This is a genomic window from Leclercia sp. Colony189 (assembly GCF_009740165.1).
Classification (GTDB): Bacteria; Pseudomonadota; Gammaproteobacteria; order Enterobacterales; family Enterobacteriaceae; genus Enterobacter.
The window spans coordinates 914,441-934,048 of sequence record NZ_CP046557.1 but is presented as its reverse complement, the minus strand read 5'-3'; the positions used below and the strand labels follow the sequence as shown (position 1 = coordinate 934,048).

17 protein-coding genes are annotated in these 19,608 nt (G+C 53.8%); 1 reads left to right on the top strand and 16 read right to left on the bottom strand.

The window, feature by feature from the left end; translation table 11 throughout:
* Positions 1 to 12 precede the first annotated feature (12 nt).
* The 16 genes from dnaE to rpsB form a co-directional block, all read right to left on the bottom strand.
* Positions 13 to 3,495, bottom strand: coding sequence for a DNA polymerase III subunit alpha (dnaE, locus tag GNG29_RS04380; protein ID WP_103178345.1), 3,483 nt, complete (start codon positions 3,493 to 3,495; stop codon positions 13 to 15).
* Between the two features lie 34 nt (positions 3,496 to 3,529).
* Entirely contained in the window at positions 3,530 to 4,126 is a 597-nt protein-coding gene (gene rnhB, locus GNG29_RS04375; RefSeq protein WP_103178344.1) for a ribonuclease HII, read from the bottom strand.
* Positions 4,123 to 5,271, bottom strand: a complete 1,149-nt coding sequence (gene lpxB / locus GNG29_RS04370; protein WP_103178343.1) for a lipid-A-disaccharide synthase — start codon at positions 5,269 to 5,271, stop codon at positions 4,123 to 4,125. Before lpxB ends, rnhB begins: the two co-directional genes overlap by 4 nt.
* Positions 5,271 to 6,059 carry an acyl-ACP--UDP-N-acetylglucosamine O-acyltransferase gene (gene lpxA / locus GNG29_RS04365; protein ID WP_103178342.1) on the bottom strand — a complete coding sequence of 263 codons (789 nt, stop codon included), beginning with the start codon at positions 6,057 to 6,059 and terminating at the stop codon, positions 5,271 to 5,273. Before lpxA ends, lpxB begins: the two co-directional genes overlap by 1 nt.
* Positions 6,060 to 6,062: 3 nt before the next feature.
* Positions 6,063 to 6,518 carry a 3-hydroxyacyl-ACP dehydratase FabZ gene (gene fabZ, locus GNG29_RS04360; protein WP_007373234.1) on the bottom strand — a complete coding sequence of 152 codons (456 nt, stop codon included), beginning with the start codon at positions 6,516 to 6,518 and terminating at the stop codon, positions 6,063 to 6,065.
* 108 nt (positions 6,519 to 6,626) lie between these two features.
* Positions 6,627 to 7,646, bottom strand: coding sequence for a UDP-3-O-(3-hydroxymyristoyl)glucosamine N-acyltransferase (gene lpxD / locus GNG29_RS04355; RefSeq protein ID WP_156653937.1), 1,020 nt, complete (start codon positions 7,644 to 7,646; stop codon positions 6,627 to 6,629).
* Positions 7,647 to 7,649: 3 nt separating this feature from the next.
* Entirely contained in the window at positions 7,650 to 8,144 is a 495-nt protein-coding gene (gene skp / locus GNG29_RS04350; protein ID WP_103178340.1) for a molecular chaperone Skp, read from the bottom strand.
* Between the two features lie 118 nt (positions 8,145 to 8,262).
* On the bottom strand, positions 8,263 to 10,680 hold the full coding sequence (gene bamA / locus GNG29_RS04345) for an outer membrane protein assembly factor BamA (protein WP_103178339.1): 2,418 nt from the start codon (positions 10,678 to 10,680) through the stop codon (positions 8,263 to 8,265).
* Between the two features lie 29 nt (positions 10,681 to 10,709).
* Positions 10,710 to 12,062 carry a sigma E protease regulator RseP gene (gene rseP / locus GNG29_RS04340; RefSeq protein WP_103178338.1) on the bottom strand — a complete coding sequence of 451 codons (1,353 nt, stop codon included), beginning with the start codon at positions 12,060 to 12,062 and terminating at the stop codon, positions 10,710 to 10,712.
* A gap of 11 nt (positions 12,063 to 12,073) precedes the next feature.
* A complete protein-coding gene (gene cdsA, locus GNG29_RS04335) occupies positions 12,074 to 12,931 on the bottom strand; it encodes a phosphatidate cytidylyltransferase (protein ID WP_103178337.1) in 858 nt (285 codons plus the stop codon).
* 12 nt (positions 12,932 to 12,943) lie between these two features.
* Positions 12,944 to 13,702: a (2E,6E)-farnesyl-diphosphate-specific ditrans,polycis-undecaprenyl-diphosphate synthase gene (gene ispU / locus GNG29_RS04330; RefSeq protein WP_103178336.1), complete on the bottom strand. Its 759-nt coding sequence runs from the start codon at positions 13,700 to 13,702 to the stop codon at positions 12,944 to 12,946.
* A gap of 185 nt (positions 13,703 to 13,887) precedes the next feature.
* A complete protein-coding gene (gene ispC / locus GNG29_RS04325; RefSeq protein ID WP_103178335.1) occupies positions 13,888 to 15,087 on the bottom strand; it encodes a 1-deoxy-D-xylulose-5-phosphate reductoisomerase in 1,200 nt (399 codons plus the stop codon).
* 92 nt (positions 15,088 to 15,179) lie between these two features.
* Entirely contained in the window at positions 15,180 to 15,737 is a 558-nt protein-coding gene (frr, locus tag GNG29_RS04320; RefSeq protein ID WP_103178334.1) for a ribosome recycling factor, read from the bottom strand.
* A gap of 168 nt (positions 15,738 to 15,905) precedes the next feature.
* A complete protein-coding gene (gene pyrH, locus GNG29_RS04315) occupies positions 15,906 to 16,631 on the bottom strand; it encodes a UMP kinase (RefSeq protein ID WP_032616613.1) in 726 nt (241 codons plus the stop codon).
* Positions 16,632 to 16,780: 149 nt separating this feature from the next.
* Positions 16,781 to 17,632: a translation elongation factor Ts gene (gene tsf / locus GNG29_RS04310; protein WP_103178333.1), complete on the bottom strand. Its 852-nt coding sequence runs from the start codon at positions 17,630 to 17,632 to the stop codon at positions 16,781 to 16,783.
* A gap of 117 nt (positions 17,633 to 17,749) precedes the next feature.
* Positions 17,750 to 18,475, bottom strand: coding sequence for a 30S ribosomal protein S2 (gene rpsB / locus GNG29_RS04305; protein WP_103178332.1), 726 nt, complete (start codon positions 18,473 to 18,475; stop codon positions 17,750 to 17,752).
* Positions 18,476 to 18,796: 321 nt separating this feature from the next.
* Here rpsB and map point away from each other — a divergent pair, with 321 nt between their 5' ends.
* The gene (map, locus tag GNG29_RS04300; RefSeq protein ID WP_103178331.1) at positions 18,797 to 19,591 is read left to right on the top strand and encodes a type I methionyl aminopeptidase; all 795 of its coding nucleotides are present in this window, start codon (positions 18,797 to 18,799) and stop codon (positions 19,589 to 19,591) included.
* The last annotated feature ends 17 nt before the right edge of the window (positions 19,592 to 19,608 follow it).

Sequence of the window (19,608 nt, the reverse complement as noted above, 5' to 3'; positions counted from 1 at the left end):
AGTATTCCTGTATTAGTCAAACTCCAGTTCCACCTGCTCCGAACCAATGAGGCCACGTAGATCGTTCAGTAAACGATCGCTCGGAGAGACACGCCACGACGCACCAAAGCGCAACCGTGCACGCGCATCCGCCCTCTGATAGTAGAGATGTACTGGAATGGTCCCCGAGCGGTGGGGTTCCAGAGACTGACGGAGTCGGTTTAAAAGCTGGTCATCAATTTGCCTGTCCGTCAGCGAGATAGCAAGCCCGCGAGCATATTTTTCCCGGGCTTCGTCAATGTCCATCACTTCGCGGGCGGTCATTTTAAGTCCCCCGCTGAAGTCATCAAAGCTGACCTGTCCGCTGACGATAAGTATGCGGTCTTTTTCCAGCAGCTGCTGGTATTTATCCAGCGCGTCGGTGAATAACATCACCTCCAGCCGCCCGGAACGGTCATCCAGCGTACAGATGCCGATACGATTGCCGCGTTTGGTGACCATAACCCTCGCAGCAATGACGAGCCCCGCAGCCGTAGTAATCTTACCACGTTCTGTCGGATGCATGTCTTTCAGCCGGTAGCCTCCGACATAGCGCTCAATTTCTTTAATATACTGATTGATCGGATGCCCGGTTAGATACAGGCCTAACGTCTCGCGCTCACCATCCAGCACGGTCTGTTCCGGCCACGGCTGACAGCTGGCATAGGATTGTTCAATCTGCTCCGGCTCTTCTGCCAGCACGCCGAACATATCCGCCTGCCCAATGGCCTCGGCTTTTGAGTGCTGGTCGGCGGCCTTCAGGGCGTCCCCCAGCGAGTTCATCAGCGCCGCGCGATGCGGCCCGAGACGATCGAACGCCCCGGACATAATCAGCTTTTCCAGCACCCGGCGGTTGAGCTTTTTAATATCGGTACGCGCACAGAGGTCAAACAGCTCGCGGAAGTAGCCGCCCTGGTTACGGGCTTCGATGATCGCTTCGATCGGCCCTTCACCCACCCCTTTAATCGCGCCGATGCCGTAGACAATCTCCCCGTCGTCATTGACGTGGAAGTGGTACTGACCGGAGTTGATGTCAGGCGGCAGGATTTTCAGCCCCATGCGCCAGCACTCATCCACCAGACCGACCACCTTCTCGGTGTTGTCCATATCGGCGGTCATTACCGCGGCCATAAACTCGGCCGGGTAGTGCGCCTTCAGCCACAGCGTCTGATAGGAGACCAGCGCGTAGGCAGCAGAGTGCGATTTGTTAAATCCGTATCCGGCAAATTTCTCCACCAGATCGAAGATTTTCATCGCCAGTTCGCCGTCGATGCCGTTTTTCTTCGCCCCATCTTCAAATATAGAGCGCTGCTTGGCCATCTCTTCCGGCTTTTTCTTACCCATTGCTCGACGCAGCATATCCGCGCCGCCGAGGGTGTAGCCGGAGAGCACCTGGGCGATCTGCATGACCTGTTCCTGATACAGGATGATGCCGTAGGTTGGCTCCAGCACCGGCTTCAGGCTTTCATGCTGCCACTGAACATCCGGATAGGAGAGTTCCTCGCGGCCATGCTTACGGTCGATAAAGTTATCTACCATCCCGGACTGCAGCGGCCCCGGACGGAACAGCGCCACCAGCGCGATCATATCTTCGAAGCAGTCAGGCTGCAGACGCTTGATCAAATCTTTCATGCCGCGGGATTCAAGCTGGAAGACCGCCGTGGTCTCCGAGCGTTGCAGCATGTCGAAACTTTTCTTGTCATCGAGCGGGATCGCGGCGATATCAATCGGCTCCAGGCCCTGCTTGGCCCGGCGCGGGTTGATCATCTTCAACGCCCAGTCGATGATGGTGAGCGTACGCAAGCCGAGGAAGTCAAACTTCACCAGCCCGGCGTATTCCACGTCGTTCTTGTCAAACTGGGTGACCGGATGCAGGCCCGATTCATCGCAGTAGAGCGGCGCAAAGTCGGTAATTTTGGTCGGTGCAATGACCACCCCACCGGCGTGTTTACCGGCGTTTCGGGTGACACCTTCCAGCTTGCGCGCCATGTCGATCAGCGCTTTGACCTCTTCATCCGCCTCGTAGATTTCCGGCAGCTGCGGCTCCGCTTCGAACGCTTTCGCCAGGGTCATGCCCGGGTCAGGCGGCACCAGCTTCGAGATGCGGTCAACAAAGCCGTACGGATGCCCCAGTACGCGGCCCACGTCGCGGATAACTGCTTTTGCCGCCATGGTACCGAAGGTAATGATCTGCGATACCGCGTCACGACCGTACATGTCTGCCACGTGTTCAATGACCTGGTCGCGTTTCTCCATACAGAAGTCAACGTCGAAGTCGGGCATGGAGACACGTTCCGGGTTGAGGAAGCGTTCGAACAGCAGGTCAAATTCCAGCGGATCGAGATCGGTAATTTTCAGCGCATAGGCCACCAGCGATCCGGCACCCGAACCACGGCCCGGCCCTACCGGTACGCCGTTGTCTTTCGACCACTGGATAAACTCCATAACGATCAGGAAGTAGCCGGGGAACCCCATCTGGTTAATAACCTGGAGCTCAACGTCCAGACGCTCGTCATACTCCGGGCGCTTCTCGGCGCGAACGGCCGGATCCGGGAACAGAAACTCAAGGCGCTCTTCCAGACCTTCTTTTGATTTCATGACCAGGAAGTCTTCGGTGGTCATGTCGCCGGTCGGGAACTGCGGCAGGAAGTATTCACCCAGACGGACGGTGACGTTACAGCGCTTGGCGATCTCTACGCTGTTCTCCAGCGCTTCCGGGATATCGGAAAACAGCTCGCACATCTCCTCTTCGCTGCGCATATATTGCTGCGGCGAATAGTTGCGGGGGCGTTTCGGATCGTCGAGGGTAAAACCATCGTGGATAGCGACGCGAATTTCATGGGCGTCAAAATCGTCGGCGTTGATGAAGCGCACATCGTTGGTGGCAACTACCGGCAGGCCCTGCTCTTCCGCCAGCGCCACCGCGGCATGCAGATAGCTCTCTTCATCAGGGCGACCGGTACGGATCAGCTCCAGGTAGAAGCGATCCGGGAAATACTCTTTATAAAAATCGACGCACTGCTCCACCAGGGCAGTGTTGCCGCGCAGCAGGCATCGGCCTACGTCGCCCATGCGCCCGCCGGAGATGAGCAGCAGCCCCTCATTCAGCTCCGCCAGCCACGCGCGATCGATCCACGGGCCCTGCGGGCCGTAGCCGCGCTGATAGGCACGGGAGATGAGCAGCGTCAGGTTCTGATAGCCGGTATTGTTCAGCGCCAGGACGGTAATTTGCGTCATTTCATCGGCGAGAAGCTCGCTCTGTACATGAAAATCAGCCCCAATTACCGGCTTCATTCCGGCACCGTGCGCCGTTCCGTAGAACTTCACCAGACCGCACAGGTTAGTGAAGTCGGTGATCGCCAGCGCAGGCATGCCAAGCGAGGCCGCCTTTTTCACCAGCGGCCCGGTCTTCGCCAGCCCATCAATCATGGAATAGTCGCTGTGCACCCGCAGGTGTACGAAACGTGGTTCAGCCATCTTCAGATTCCGCGTTACTTATTGGCGTCTTGATTCAGGACATCAGTCCCAGTGCGCGTTTTACCGGTCCAAAACTGCGGCGGTGGTGCTCAGTTGCGCCGTGTTCAGCCAGTCTTTCCAGATGGAAAGCGGTAGGATACCCCTTATGCTGGGCAAAACCATACTGGGGAAATGTGAGATCCAGCGCGGCCATTTCAGCATCGCGCGTGACTTTAGCCACGATCGAGGCGGCACTAATTTCCGCCACCCGGCTGTCGCCCTTTACCACCGCCAGCGACGGCATGGGCAGCGCCGGGCAACGATTACCGTCGATCAGCACATACTCCGGCACCACGCTCAGCCCGGCGACGGCACGCTGCATCGCCAGCATGGTGGCATGCAGAATATTCAGTTCGTCGATCTCATGCGGTTCCGCCCGCCCGACACTCCAGGCCAGCGCTTTCTCTTTAATTTCATCGTATAAGGCCAGGCGGCGCTTCTCGGATAATTTCTTCGAGTCATTCAGACCGATAATCGGACGAGCAGGATCGAGGATCACTGCGGCAGTCACCACTGCGCCCACCAGCGGCCCACGCCCTACTTCATCCACTCCCGCCACCAGATGGGCGTGAGGGTAAACAAATTCCATCATTTCGCTAACTCCAGCACCGCGTCAGCTGCCTGCTCGTCGGCATTACAGCGGATTTGCTGATGCAGTTCCCGGAATGTGTCATGCATTTCATGGCTGGTTTTGCCGTTAGCCAGCAGCGGCAGCAACGCAGCGGCTAATGCCTGCGGCTGGCACTCATCCTGCAGCAACTCTTTCACCAGCTCACGTCGGGCAAGCAGGTTCGGCAGGGAGACGTAATCCGTCTTCACCAGCCGTTTTGCCAGCCAGAAGGTAAACGGCTTCATACGATAACCCACGACCATCGGGCATTTTGCCAGCATGCACTCCAGCGCAGCGGTACCCGATGCCAGCAACGCGGCATCGCTGGCCACCATCGCCTCACGCCCTTTGCCATCTAACAGATGGACATGCAGATCGGGGGCGACTTCCGCTTTAATACGCTCGAACTGCTCCCGGCGTTTGGCATTCACCAGCGGCACGACCACTTCCAGGTCAGGGTAAGTCTGACGCAGGATTTGCGCGGTTTTCAGAAAATCAGCGCTGAGCATTTCGACTTCTGCGCCGCGGCTCCCTGGCAACAGCGCCAGGCAGTGGGCATCATGTGAAATACCCAGCAGGTCACGTGCACCATTTTTATCGGGATCCAGCGGCATGGCGTCGGCCATGGTATGGCCGATAAAGCGGCACGGCACGTTGAATTTATCGTAAAACGCTTTTTCGAAAGGCAGGAAGGCCAATACCAGATTCGTCGATCTGCCTATTTTGAAAACGCGTTTCTGTCGCCACGCCCAGACGGACGGACTGACATAATGGATGGTTTTGATCCCCTGTTTTTTCAGATTACCTTCAAGGGTAATGTTGAAGTCAGGCGCATCAATGCCCACGAACACATCGGGCTTAAGTTCGGTAAAACGACGCGTCAGATCGGCGCGGATGTGCAGCAACCGGCGCAGGCGACCCAGTACCTCGACGATGCCCATCACCGCCAGCTCTTCCATTTCGTACCAGGCTTCGCAGCCTTCAGCCTGCATCAATGGGCCAGCAACGCCGACAAAGCGCGCGTTGGGAACGCGCGCTTTGAGCGCTCGAATCAGACCAGCACCAAGAATATCGCCGGAGGTTTCTCCGGCGACGAGGGCGATCGTAAGCGGACGACTATCGACCATTAACGAATCAGACCACGGGTTGAGCGTGCGAAGAACTCCACAAACGCGTTCACCTCAGGATGCTGCTTCGCCAGTTCGGCAATTTCCGGCTTAGCCTCTTCCAGCGTTTTACCGTTACGGTACAACTGCTTGTAAGCGTTGCGGATAGCCATAATCGCTTCACGGCTAAAACCGCGACGCTTAAGGCCTTCGATGTTGACGCCAAACGGCGTCGCATGGTTACCCTGTGCAATCACATATGGCGGAACGTCCTGCGCCACGCCGGAGCAGCCGCCAACCATCACATGCGCACCAATGATGCAGAACTGATGGACAGCGGTCATGCCGCCAATGATTGCATAATCATCAACTGATACGTGTCCCGCCAGCGTTGCGTTGTTGGCGAGAATGCAGCGGTCACCCACGGTACAGTCATGCGCGATATGCGCGTTGACCATAAACAGGTTATCGCTGCCCACCTTCGTCAACTCACCGCCCTGTACTGTGCCACGATGAATGGTGACGCTTTCGCGAATGCGGTTACGATCGCCAATTTCCACACGGGTTGGTTCGCCAGCATATTTCAGATCCTGGTTAACTTCACCGATGGAGGCGAACTGATAGATCACGTTGTCGCGGCCAATAGTCGTATGACCATTCACCACGACATGAGATTTCAGTACGGTACCCTCACCAATTTCGACATGGGGTCCAACAATACAGAATGGACCAATGTGGACGTTAGCACCGATAACGGCACCCTCTTCCACAATGGCGGTTGGATGAATAAAGGCGGTTTTATCAATCACGTATCAGGCCTCCCGGCTACGCGCACACATCATGGTAGCTTCGCAAACAACCTTGCCGTCAACCAGAGCTACGCCTTTGAAGCGAGTCAGGCCGCGACGCGTTTTTTCAAAAGTCACTTCCATGATCATCTGATCACCAGGCACGACCGGGCGCTTGAAGCGCGCTTCGTCGATACCTGCGAAGTAATAGAGCTCACCTGGCTCCAGCTTCCCAACGCTTTTAAACGCCAGAATACCGGTAGCCTGAGCCATCGCTTCCAGGATCAATACGCCCGGGAAGATAGGCTTCCCAGGGAAATGCCCCTGGAAGAATGGCTCGTTTACAGAAACATTTTTCACTGCGCGCAGAAAACGACCTTCTTCAAAATCCAGCACACGGTCTACCAGCAAAAACGGATAGCGGTGCGGCAGAAGTTCTAAAATCTCTTCAATATGCAGAGTATGAGTGTCAGTAGTCAAAATACTCTTCCTGTCAAAATATCTGAATGGCAATAATAACACGGCCTGCCGGTTTATAAGAAAGCCGACAGGCCGGGAAGTGTGCGTTAAACGGGTGAACGCTTAGTCTTATTGATCGATTTTGCGCTCAATGGCCTTGAGGCGCTTGCTCATATCATCAATATTCATCACCAGGGCTGCAGTCTTACGCCACACTTTGTTAGGCTGCAACGGAATGCCTGAAGAGTAGACGCCCGGTTCGGTGATTGGACGCATAACCATGCCCATACCGGTAACCGTAACCTTATCGCATATTTCCATATGCCCGTTAATGACGCTGGCGCCGCCAATCATACAGTAACGGCCAATCTTCAGGCTGCCCGCCATAATAACGCCACCGGCAACGGCAGTATTGTCGCCAATCACAACGTTATGTGCAATCTGGCACTGGTTATCGATGATAACACCATTACCGATGATCGTGTCATCAAGCGCACCACGGTCAATAGTCGTGCATGCACCGATTTCGACGCGATCGCCGATGATCACCCGGCCAAGCTGCGGGATCTTAACCCAGTTACCACGATCGTTGGCGTAACCGAAACCATCCGAACCGATAACAGTACTGGACTGGATCAGGCAGTTTTCGCCAATTTCGATCTCATGATAAACAGAGACATTGGCCCACAGGCGAGAGCCTGCACCAATTTTTGTTTTTTTACCGACGAAGCAACCGGCACCGATGACCACGTTATCGCCCAGCACGACGTCTGATTCGATAACCGCATTTGCACCAATTGATACGTTGTTACCCAGCTGCGCCGTTGGGTCAATCACCGCACTGGGTGCGATGTTTTGCGCCGGCTGCGGCGTGGTATCCAGAATTTGTGCCATACGGGCATACGTCAGGTAGGGGTTCTTCACTACCAGCGCAGCACCTGCGGCAAACGGCAAATCGTCCTGCGTCATGACGACAGCAGACGCCTGGCAAAGCGCCAGATGTTCACGGTACTTAGGGCTTACCATGAAGGTGATATTGCCTGCTTTAGCAGATTGCATGGACGCAACAGCGGTGATGACGATATCGCCATCACCGTGTAATTCTGCATCCAACTGCTGAGCTAAATCAGCGAGTCGAATTGAAGGCATTACTTATTTAACCTGTTTCAGGACATCAGCGGTGATGTCTTTAACATCGCTGCTGTTGAATGCAACGGCGTTGGCATCAACAACCAGATCGATGCTCTGATCGGCAGCTACAGCTTTCACAGCGGACTGGATACGGGTAACCAGCTTGCCGCGCTCTTCGTTAGAACGACGTTGACGATCCTGCTCAAAAGCTTGCGCTTTCTGAGAGAAAGTCTGACGCTGAGCCATTACGTCTTTTTCCAGTTTGCTACGTTCGCTCGCTTTCATGGTAGAACCATCGCGCTGCAGACGCTGCATTTTGGATTGCAGATCGTTTTCCATACCCTGCAGTTCGCTTGCACGGCCTTTGAACTCGCTCTCCAGCTTGGCAGAAACACCTGTTTTCTGCGCAACCTGCTGGAACAAGTTACCCATATTGACGATTGCAATTTTGTCCGCTGCCTGAGCAGAAGTTGCCATCGCTAAACCGAGACCTGCAGCTAATAACCACTTTTTCACAATTAACTCCTTACCATCCCATTGGCACCCGAAGGTACCGTTCTTTGCGTGGCAAGGCGATCCTGCGATCGCCAGTTGTCAGCGCTACACTGCCAACGCATTCCTTTGCGACGGACAATTACCAGGTTTTACCAATGTTAAACTGGAACTGCTCCGCCTTGTCTCCATCATATTTCTTAAACGGCTGGGCGTAAGAGAAGACCAACGGCCCCAGCGGTGACATCCATTGTAGTGCGAGACCCGCAGACATACGAATATTGCTCGGATCGCTGTAGTCCGGAATACCTGCAGCCCTGGTCGCACTGGTATTTTCCCAGTTAGTATCCCATACGGTACCCGCATCCACGAAGAAGGAGGTACGAACGGAGTTGGCATACTTATCGCTGATAAACGGCGTAGGGGTAATAAACTCCAGGCTGGCAACACCCATGGCGTTACCGCCTACTGCATCGTCGGAGCTACATACTTCGCTTGATGAAGACTTATCGCAGTTATCTTCGTCGTTACCGCCGTAGTAGGCTGCTTTCGGACCAATGTTATTGGACTGGAAGCCACGTACGGTGCTTGAGCCACCCGCATAGAAGTTTTCATAGAATGGCAGCTCTTTGCCACCTAAACCATCGCCGTAGCCCCAGCGTGTACGACCCAGAACCACCCATTTATGGTCTTCATCGATCGGGAAGTAGGAGGCGGTATCCAGCGTAACCTTGTAGAACTCGTTATCCGAGCCCGGAATGGTCACTTTACCGTTCAGGTTGACGCGCGAACCTTCGGTCGGGAAGAAACCACGGTCGAGGCGGTTGTACGTCCAGCCATAGTTGAAGGTGAAGTCATCTGCGGCAAAACCGTTATCATCATTCGAGGTGCTGGCAGACTGTCCGATAGAGTCCAGATAACGCCACATTGCTACCTGCGGTTGCATGTTCGACAGGTCGTTATGGACGTAACCTAAGCCCGCACGCAGGGTGTTATATTCGTTAACCGGGAAACCGAGCGTACCATCAACGCCGTAGCTTTTGTTGGTATACGAAGACAGGTCCGCATCATCCGCTTTAAAGTCGTTATAGAAGATACGGCCGCCCAGACTCACACCATCCACGGTGAAGTAAGGGTTAGTCACGGAGAGCTCAGAGTAAGTCTGGTAGTCGTTCTTGGTACCGTTGATACCCACGGAGTAGCCCGTACCTAACCAGTTATCCTGCTGTACACCCACCTGGAAGCTAACGCCACTTTCTGTGCCGTAACCGACACCAAAGTTAAAGCTACCGGTGTTACGCTCTTTAACCTTGTAAACGACATCAACCTGATCCGGTTTACCTGGCACACGCTGGGTGTCGGTATCCACCGTTTCGAAGTAACCCAGACGGTTCAGACGCTCTTTACCCTGATCAACCAGGTCGCTGCCCAGCCACGCCCCTTCCATCTGGCGCATTTCGCGGCGCAGGACAGAATCTTTGGAGGTATCGTTACCCTCAAAGCGGATCTTACGCACGTAGAAACGGTTACCCGCATCGACGTTGACGTGCAGCTTAACGGTTTTATCCGCATCGTTGATTTCAGGCTGGGTCTGAACGCGCGGGTAAGCGTAACCATAACGGCCGAGCAGCTTTTTAATGCCATCTTCCATTTTGGTGACTTTGGAACCGCTATAGAGTTCACCCGGCTGCAGTTTGGTCAGGCTCTCAATCTCTGCAGAATGGCCCGCGAGGTTACCGCTTACTTCAACGCCCGAAAGCGTATACTTATCGCCTTCAGTGATGTTAACGGTAATGTAGATGCCTTTCTTGTCCGGAGTCAGACTGACCTGGGTCGAGTCAATGTTGAAACGGGCGTAACCGCGATCCAGGTAGTAACTGCGCAGGGTTTCGAGATCGCCCGCCAGTTTCTGTTTCTGATACTTACGGTCGCCAACAACGTTCCACCACGGCACTTCATCACGCAGCTGGAACGTTGAGATCAGTTCATCGGTGCTGAATGCATGGTTACCAACGATGTTGATCTGCTGAATCTTCGCGGAAACACCTTCCTGGAAGACCAGTTTCAGATCGACACGGTTACGCGGCAGCGGCGTGACAACCGCTTTCACGCTGGCGCTGTATTTACCGACGCTGTAGTAGAAATCTTCCAGCCCTTTCTCAATATCAGAGAGGGTGGTGCGATCCAGGGATTCGCCAACGCGAACGCCAGAGGCCTCAAGGTTCTGCTTGAGCATATCGTCTTTCACCGACTTGTTGCCGGAGAAGGTGATGCTCGCAATTGTCGGGCGCTCTTTCACCTGAACCAGTAGCGTATCACCATCGCGCAAAACGCGAACGTCCTCAAAGTTGCCAGTGGCAAACAGGGCGCGAATGGTATTACTAATGTCTTCATCATTAACCGTGTCGCCTGGGCGCACTGGCATACTGAGGAGGGCCGCACCAACGGCGACTCGCTGAAGGCCTTCGAAATGAATATCTCTCACTACGAACCCGTCAGCACCGTATACGGTCGCGCTGCTAAACAGCAGCGACGCTATGAGCAACTTTTTCATCGCCATCGTTATTATGCGTTCTTCCTAACACTCTCTTACAACCGAGAGAAATCATTGAAAAGTGCAAGCCCCATTAACAGCACCAGTAAAATCGAACCAATGCGATAACTAAAGTCTTGAACTCGCTCGGATACCGGCCCGCCTTTTAGCTTCTCTATCGCTAAAAACAGCAGATGGCCCCCGTCTAAAACGGGAAGTGGGAACAGGTTGATTATCCCGAGGTTCACGCTAATGAGCGCAAGAAACATCAGATAGTAAATCACCCCGAACTCTGCTGACATCCCAGCCCCCTGAGCGATCGAGATCGGCCCACTGAGGTTGTTCAGTTTTACATCACCGGTAATCAATTTCCCCAGCATCTGCACGGTCAGCTTCATCAATTGCCATGTTTTATCCGTGGCTTCAAGGATGGCGCTGAACGGCCCATACTGGCGTATTGTCTTGTACTCATCAGGCAGCGGGATCACTTTAGGCACCACGCCTGCGAACCCTTCAGCCTTTCCGCCGCCCGGCTTGGTATCCGGAATCAACGTTAAGGAGAGCGGACTCCCCTGCCTTTCTATCTCCAGCGCCAGCGGCGTTCCTGGATTATCACGCACCAGAGTAACAAAGGTCATCCATTGCGTTAAAGGCTGACCATCGACTTTAACGATCCTGTCGCCAGCTTGCAAACCTGCTTTACGCGCTGCTGAATCAGCCTGGACTTCAGCCAGTACCGGTTCAATCTGCGCGCTGCGCGGCCGGATACCTAATGCCGCAACAGGATCTTCTTTGTCCGGCTCAAAGGTCCAGTGGCGCAAATCCAGAATTTTATTCTGACGCTGCTCTGAACCGAAAGATGACACGCTGACGGTGGTTCTCTCATCGCCAATTTTGGCGACCAGTTGTAACCGAACGGCATCCCAGTCAGGGGTTTCGATGCCATCAATTGCTTTAAGTTCCATCCCCGGATTAATTTGCGCGCTTGCCGCGATGGAGTTGGGTGTAATTTCACCAACAACCGGACGAACGCCAGGAACACCGATAATAAACACCAGCCAGTAAGCAAAGACGGCAAAGATGAAATTTGCAACCGGACCGGCAGCAATGATAGCGGCGCGCTGACCAACAGTTTTGTTGTTGAACGCGTAGTGGCGCATTTCAGGAGCAACCGACTCTACGCGTTCATCCAGCATCTTGACGTAGCCGCCTAAGGGGATGAGGGCAATAACAAATTCTGTGCCGTGGCGATCGGTACGACGCCAGAGCGCTTTACCAAAGCCAATGGAAAAGCGCTCAACACGCACGCCACAGCGCCGAGCAACCCAGAAATGGCCAAATTCATGCACCGTGATAAGTACACCCAGTGCAACAATGAATGCCGCCAGATTCCAGAGAATGCTAAGCATAAAACCTTCCGTTAAATCGTCCCAAACACCAGCAAAAACAGGCAGGCAAACACGGGTACTGCCGCCGTCAGGCTGTCTATGCGATCCAGGATACCACCGTGCCCTGGAATGAGATTGCCACTGTCTTTGATCCCTGCTTCACGCTTAAACATACTCTCGGTCAAATCACCCAGCACGGAAGCCAGCGCTGCGACAATTGAACAGACCAATAATGTTACCGGTGCGACCTCGAGGTTGGCCCATATGCCGTAACCCCAGGAGATAATCGCCGCCGTAAACAGACCACCGATAAAGCCCTGCCAGGTTTTACCCGGAGAGACTTTCGGGGCCAGCTTATGTTTGCCAAACAGTTTACCAAACATATAGGCGCCAGAGTCAGCCCCCCAGACGAGAATCATGACATAAAGCAGCCATAACGCGCCGCTGTATGGGTTATCGTCATAGTGCCAGGTGCGCAGGGCAAGCATTCCCCAGAAGAAAGGAACGATGGTAAATAGCCCAAAGCAGAGACGCAGCACTTTCGAGTTACGCCACAGCGAGGCCGAGCCCGGATAGAAGAGCACCAGCAGCAACGCTGCCAGCCACCATCCCAGCGAAAGCCAGAGCGAACCTGCAATGATCGGTTGATGGATATTGTGATGGTACTCTGGCAGCATGAAGAGCATCAGCGCCAGCATCAGGCCGCACAGCACCGCCAGCCATACCCGCTGGGAACGCGAGGTAAAGCCGCTAAGCTGTCCCCATTCCCACGCCGCCAGCATGCAAACGACCAGTGTGACAATCGCAAATCCCACCGGAGGCAGTAAAAACAGCGCCGCGATGACAACAGGTATTAAAACAAACGCAGAAATCAGGCGATACTTCAGCAAAAGCTACCCCCATCAGGCGTTTTCGCCACCAGGCTCGGTACCACCGAAACGACGCTCTCGATTGGCAAAGGCATGCAGCGCACCTTCAAAGTCTTGTTCATCAAAATCGGGCCAAAGAACATCTGTAAAGTAAAGTTCGGCATAGGCAATTTGCCACAGCAAAAAGTTACTGATGCGATGTTCTCCCCCTGTCCTAATTACTAAATCCACGGGTGTCAGTTCACTCATGCAGATTTGCTTGCTCAGCGCCTCTTCATCAATCTGGTCCGGCCTTAAGAGCCCTTCCTGAACCTGTTCAGCCAAATGCCGCACACCCTGGACAATATCCCAACGTCCGCCATAATTCGCAGCGATATTGAGCGTTAAGCCGGTATTTTGCCCGGTCAACGCCTCCGCTTTACGAATGCGTTCCTGCAGACGTGAGTTAAAACGACTGGTATCGCCGATAATACGCAGGCGAACGTTGTGGCGGTGCAGGCTTTTTACTTCGCTGTCTAGCGCCCACACGAACAATTCCATCAACGCGCTAACTTCCTGCGCAGGTCGATTCCAGTTTTCACTGCTGAAAGCATAGAGCGTTAACGCGTCAATGCCGTTATTGGCGGCAAAAGAAACCGCGCGGCGCACAGATTTCGCCCCAGCTTTATGCCCAAAGGCTCGGATCTTCCCTTGTCTTTTCGCCCAGCGGCCATTGCCATCCATGATGATTGCTACATGACGACAGCCATGAGCCGGCAAGTTTTCGCTTATTGGTTGGTTCGCAGACAACATAACGCGTTTTTGGTCCCTGAAAGGATTTAACGGTACTCAGGAATACTGAAGCCTTTACGTAAAAAAGCCGTGTTATACCACGGCTTACCTGACCACAGAACGTCAACTACCCGCAATCAGGTGGCGCAGACTATATCACTGAAGCCCAACGCTAACAAATAGCAAGACCACCTGCGGGTGGATTATCACCAGCTTGCGAGGTGCGTCACCGCTTTTTGCGCCGTGAGCCTCGCTTTCGCGTCGACGGTCAATACGTCATCCACACTTTGCGGTTCGCGTAGATCCATCGCCTCAAGCACAGACAGGTTCAGCGCAGCGATATCCGTAAAGCGGATCTGCTTTTCGAGGAAGGCGGCGACAGCGATTTCGTTCGCCGCGTTAAGTGCGGTCGTCGCCGCTTGCCCCTGCTCGAAGGCCTCCATTGCCAGCTTCAGACATGGATAACGCTGATAATCAGGCGCGCTAAACGTCAGCGCACTCAGCTTGCAAAAATCGAGTGGCTTAACGCCTGAGCTTACGCGGTTTGGCCAGGCCATCGTATGGGCGATAGGCGTGCGCATATCAGGTTCACCTAACTGCGCCATCACGCTGCCATCACGATAACGCACCATGGAGTGGATCACCGACTGGGGATGAATCAACACTTCCATCTGCGCTGCCGAGGCGTTAAATAACCAGCGGGCTTCAATATATTCCAGACCTTTATTCATCATGGTGGCCGAATCAACGGAGATTTTACGCCCCATCGACCAGTTCGGATGACGGCATGCCTGATCCGGAGTCATTGAGACCAGTTCAGACAGCGGCGTGTCACGGAACGGGCCACCAGACCCGGTAAGCAGGATAGAAGAGACGCCATTCTGCTCGAGATCAGCGTACCCCAGGTTCTCCTGAAAGGGTTGCGGTAAACTCTGAAAAATCGCGTTATGTTCGCTATCTACCGGCAAAAGGCGCGCGCCATTGCGCTTCACGGCGTCCATAAACAGGCGGCCACAGGTTACCAACGACTCTTTATTGGCCAGCAAAACGGATTTTCCGGCATCGATCGCTGCAAGCGTAGGCAGTAACCCCGCCGCGCCGACGATAGCGGCCATGACCTGGTCGACGTCGTCCAGCGCGGCCATTTCACAGGCGGCCTCTGGCCCGCTCAGCACCTCGGTACGGCTGCCCTTCTCCGCCAGCAACGCCTTAACCTGCCGGGCGCTCGCTTCATCATCCATCACCGCGTAGCGCGGGGTGAACTCCAGACACTGTTCCACCATACGATGAACGTTTTTGCCTGCGACAAGGGCGGCCACCGCATAGTGGTCTGGATTATGGCGAACAACATCGAGAGTGCTGCAACCAATTGAACCGGTTGAGCCAAGGAGTGTTAATTGCTTCATGAGATGCCCGGAAAAGTGAACCAGAAAAGCAAAACGCCGCCAGCAAAGCCCAAAGGCCTTCTGTACGGCGTTTTATCAGATTACGACAGAAATCAGAACTGCATCAGTTCTGCTTCTTTTTCTGCCAGCGCCGCGTCAATTTTCTTGATAGCGGCGTCGGTCAGTTTCTGAACGTCGTCCTGGGAACGGCGATCGTCGTCTTCGCTGATCTCTTTCTCTTTCAGCAGCGCCTTCACTTTATCGTTCGCGTCACGGCGAACGTTACGTACGGAAACACGGCCCTGCTCGGCTTCGCCACGTACCACTTTGATCAGGTCTTTACGACGCTCTTCGGTCAGCGGTGGCAGTGGAACGCGAATGTCTGTACCGGCTGAGCTTGGGTTCAGACCCAGATCGGAGGCCATGATCGCTTTCTCAACGGCCGGGCCCATAGAGCGGTCAAAGACGTTGATTTTCAGCGTACGGGTATCTTCGACCGTCACGTTAGCCAGCTGACGCAGTGGAGTCGGCGTGCCGTAGTATTCCACCACGATGCCGTCCAGCAGGCTTGGGGAAGCACGGCCTGTACGAATTTTGCTGATTTGGTTTTTGAACGCTTCGACGCATTTATCCATGCGTACTTCAGCATCTTTTCTGATGTCGTTAATCACGTTACGAATCCTTGAAAACTTGTCTCAGGCAGACTATCCGCCAGCACCACCGTTAATGATGTGCTAAGTATAGTCCCGTTTAATTCATGACAACGCCCGGGGCGTGTCCAGGTAAGAAACCCATAGAAAGTAGAGCGGAATCTTACCTGTATTTATCGTCGACGGAAATTATTCCGTGATCAAAGTGCCTTCTTTTTCGCCCATTACAACGCGACGCAGCGCGCCAGGCTTATTCATGTTGAAGACACGAATCGGCAATTTGTGGTCGCGAGCCAGCGTGAAGGCGGCAAGATCCATCACTTTCAGCTCTTTATCCAGTACTTCGCTATAGGTCAGCTGATCGTACATGGTCGCCGCAGGATCTTTTGCCGGATCGGCCGTAAACACGCCATCCACTTTAGTGGCTTTCAGCACCACATCGGCTTCGATTTCGATACCGCGCAGGCAGGCTGCGGAATCGGTCGTAAAGAACGGGTTACCCGTACCGGCGGAGAGGATCACCACGCGGTTATTGCGCAGCAGGCTGATCGCTTCGGCCCAGCTGTAGTTATCACAGACGCCATTCAAAGGAATAGCGGACATCAGGCGCGCATTCACATAGGCACGATGCAGGGCATCACGCATTGCCAGGCCATTCATGACCGTTGCCAGCATACCCATGTGATCGCCCACAACGCGGTTCATGCCAGCTTTTGCCAGCCCTGCACCACGGAAAAGGTTACCACCGCCAATGACTACGCCAACCTGGATGCCCAGTTCAACCAGTTCTTTGATCTCCTGCGCCATGCGGTCAAGGATGCTTGCGTCAATACCGAAGCCTTCCGACCCCTGAAGCGCTTCGCCACTCAGCTTAAGCAGAATACGTTTGTAAACAGGTTTTGCATTGGTAGCCATATTTCTTTCCTGGGACTGTCAACGATTAAGATGAGGTTAATTCTGGCGACATGATATATCGCATCTCAACACAGACTCTATAGGCGTCTGGCTGAATTACACTGCCGTACACAAAAAGAAGCCGCCCTCAGGCGGCTTCTTTTCGCTGATTAAGACTGCTTGGACATTGCAGCAACTTCTGCTGCGAAGTCAGTCTCAACTTTCTCGATGCCTTCGCCCACTTCGAAGCGGATGAAGCCAGTTACGTCAGCGTTGTGCTCTTTCAGCAGCTGCGCAACAGATTTGCTTGGATCCATAACGAATGGCTGACCAGTCAGAGAAACTTCGCCGGTGAATTTCTTCATGCGGCCTTCAACCATTTTCTCTGCGATCTCTTTTGGCTTGCCAGACTGCATGGCGATGTCCAGCTGAACCTGGTACTCTTTTTCTACCACTTCAGCAGAGACGTCTTCTGGCTTAACGAATTCTGGCTTGCTTGCAGCAACGTGCATTGCCAGCTGTTTAACCAGCTCTTCGTCAGCGCCTTTAGCCGCAACCAGAACACCGATACGTGCACCGTGCTGGTAGCTGTTCAGAACGTCACCTTCGAGGATAGCAACACGGCGGATGTTGATGTTCTCACCGATTTTCGCTACCAGCGCAACGCGCTCTTCTTCGAACTGTGCTTTCAGGACTTCAACATCAGTCACTTTACCTGCAACAGCTGCGTCCAGTACTTTGTCAGCGAATGCCTGGAAACCACCATCTTTAGCAACGAAGTCAGTCTGGCAGTTAACTTCCAGAATCACGCCGAAGTTGCCTTCGATTTTGGTTTTGATCACGCCGTCAGCAGCAACGTTGCCTGCTTTCTTAGCTGCTTTGATCGCACCGGATTTACGCATGTTTTCGATAGCCAGCTCGATGTCGCCGTTAGCTTCAACCAGCGCTTTCTTACACTCCATCATGCCTGCGCTAGTACGTTCACGCAGCTCTTTTACCAGGGATGCGGTAATTTCAGCCATTCTAAAATCCTCGGGAGATGTGAACTGCCCGGCCTGCGGCCAAACAGTATAAATTGAAAAAAGGGGCCGGTAATGGGCCCCTATTCATACACGGTACTAATAAGGGGTAGAACCTTATTATTCAGCTTCTACGAAGCTTTCTTCCGCCTGAGAAGCCAGATCCTGGGAACGGCCTTCACGAACGGTAGTAGCTACAGCGCTCAGGTACAGGCTAACAGCACGGATTGCATCGTCGTTACCCGGGATAACGAAGTCAACACCGTCCGGATCGGAGTTGGTATCAACGATTGCGAATACTGGGATACCCAGGTTGTTAGCTTCTTTGATTGCGATGTGCTCGTGGTCAGCATCGATAACGAACAGTGCGTCCGGCAGGCCGCCCATGTCTTTGATACCGCCCAGGCTGTTTTCCAGCTTGTCCAGCTCACGAGTGCGCATCAGCGCTTCTTTTTTGGTCAGCTTTTCGAAAGTACCGTCCTGAGACTGGGTTTCCAGATCTTTCAGGCGCTTGATGGACTGACGAACGGTTTTCCAGTTAGTCAGCATACCGCCCAGCCAGCGATGGTTCACGAAGAACTGGTCGCAGCTGTTAGCAGCTTCTTTCACAGCTTCGCTTGCAGCGCGCTTAGTACCAACGAACAGAATCTTACCTTTACGGGAAGAGATCTTGTTCAGCTCAGCCAGGGCTTCGTTGAACATTGGTACAGTTTTCTCAAGGTTGATGATGTGAACTTTGTTACGTGCGCCGAAGATGAAAGGCTTCATTTTCGGGTTCCAGTAACGGGTCTGGTGACCGAAGTGAACACCAGCCTTGAGCATGTCGCGCATGGAAACAGTTGCCATGTTTTAAAACCTCTATTTAAAAGTTGGGGTTATGCCTCCACGTATCCCATATTACCGACCCCAAAGGGCACCCCGGAATATGTGCCGATACGTGTGTGTTGTTACACAAAGTGAGATTTGTCGCTCCCGTCCATCCTGTGTATCTGAAATGGATCGGAAGTCCGGCGCGCTTTATATCACAAATCGCTACCCGAAACCAACAATTGTTGGCGGTGTGTGCGGTAAAGGAATCTCAGTTTGGCAGCATGTGCGCCTGACTGTTACCATTGACAACACTTAGACTAGTATTGTCGAAAAAAACGACACCGATGGACAGATTACATGGCTATCTCTATTAAGACACCTGAAGAAATTGAAAAGATGCGCGTCGCCGGTCGTCTGGCCGCTGAAGTGCTGGAAATGATCGAGCCGTTCGTTAAGCCGGGCGTTAGCACAGGCGAACTGGATCGCATCTGTAACGACTATATCGTGAACGAGCAGCATGCGGTCTCCGCCTGCCTCGGCTATCACGGCTTCCCGAAATCCGTCTGCATCTCTATTAATGAAGTGGTGTGCCACGGCATTCCGGATGACGAAAAACTGCTGAAAGATGGCGACATCGTTAACATCGACGTGACCGTCATTAAAGATGACTACCACGGTGACACCTCTAAGATGTTCATCGTCGGCAAACCAACCATTCTGGGTGAGCGCCTGTGCAAGGTGACCCAGGAGAGCCTTTATCTGGCGCTGAAGATGGTTAAGCCGGGCATTCGCCTGCGTACTCTCGGTGCGGCGATTCAGAAATTCGTTGAAGCCCAGGGTTTCTCTGTGGTGCGCGAATACTGCGGTCACGGTATTGGCCGGGTCTTCCACGAAGAGCCGCAGGTTCTGCACTATGATGCTGATGACGGCGGCGTGGTGCTGCAGGCGGGCATGACCTTCACCATCGAGCCGATGGTCAACTCCGGCGATTACCGCATCCGTACCATGAAGGATGGCTGGACGGTTAAAACCAAAGACCGGAGCTTGTCTGCCCAGTACGAGCATACTATTGTGGTGACAGACAACGGCTGCGAAATTCTGACGTTACGCAAGGATGACACCATCCCGGCGATACTCTCGCAAGACGCATGATAAGAAGCCGGCAAATG

What these genes read in the sequence shown, in the direction of transcription:
- rnhB (WP_103178344.1), bottom strand. Translation starts at nt 4,126, where the DNA reads ATGATGGAATTTGTTTACCCTCACGCCCATCTGGTGGCGGGAGTGGAT.
- rpsB (WP_103178332.1), bottom strand. Translation starts at nt 18,475, where the DNA reads ATGGCAACTGTTTCCATGCGCGACATGCTCAAGGCTGGTGTTCACTTC.
- ispU (WP_103178336.1), bottom strand. Translation starts at nt 13,702, where the DNA reads ATGTTGTCTGCGAACCAACCAATAAGCGAAAACTTGCCGGCTCATGGC.
- map (WP_103178331.1), top strand. Translation starts at nt 18,797, where the DNA reads ATGGCTATCTCTATTAAGACACCTGAAGAAATTGAAAAGATGCGCGTC.
- ispC (WP_103178335.1), bottom strand. Translation starts at nt 15,087, where the DNA reads ATGAAGCAATTAACACTCCTTGGCTCAACCGGTTCAATTGGTTGCAGC.
- dnaE (WP_103178345.1), bottom strand. Translation starts at nt 3,495, where the DNA reads ATGGCTGAACCACGTTTCGTACACCTGCGGGTGCACAGCGACTATTCC.
- rseP (WP_103178338.1), bottom strand. Translation starts at nt 12,062, where the DNA reads ATGCTTAGCATTCTCTGGAATCTGGCGGCATTCATTGTTGCACTGGGT.
- lpxB (WP_103178343.1), bottom strand. Translation starts at nt 5,271, where the DNA reads ATGGTCGATAGTCGTCCGCTTACGATCGCCCTCGTCGCCGGAGAAACC.
- bamA (WP_103178339.1), bottom strand. Translation starts at nt 10,680, where the DNA reads ATGGCGATGAAAAAGTTGCTCATAGCGTCGCTGCTGTTTAGCAGCGCG.
- tsf (WP_103178333.1), bottom strand. Translation starts at nt 17,632, where the DNA reads ATGGCTGAAATTACCGCATCCCTGGTAAAAGAGCTGCGTGAACGTACT.
- lpxD (WP_156653937.1), bottom strand. Translation starts at nt 7,646, where the DNA reads ATGCCTTCAATTCGACTCGCTGATTTAGCTCAGCAGTTGGATGCAGAA.
- pyrH (WP_032616613.1), bottom strand. Translation starts at nt 16,631, where the DNA reads ATGGCTACCAATGCAAAACCTGTTTACAAACGTATTCTGCTTAAGCTG.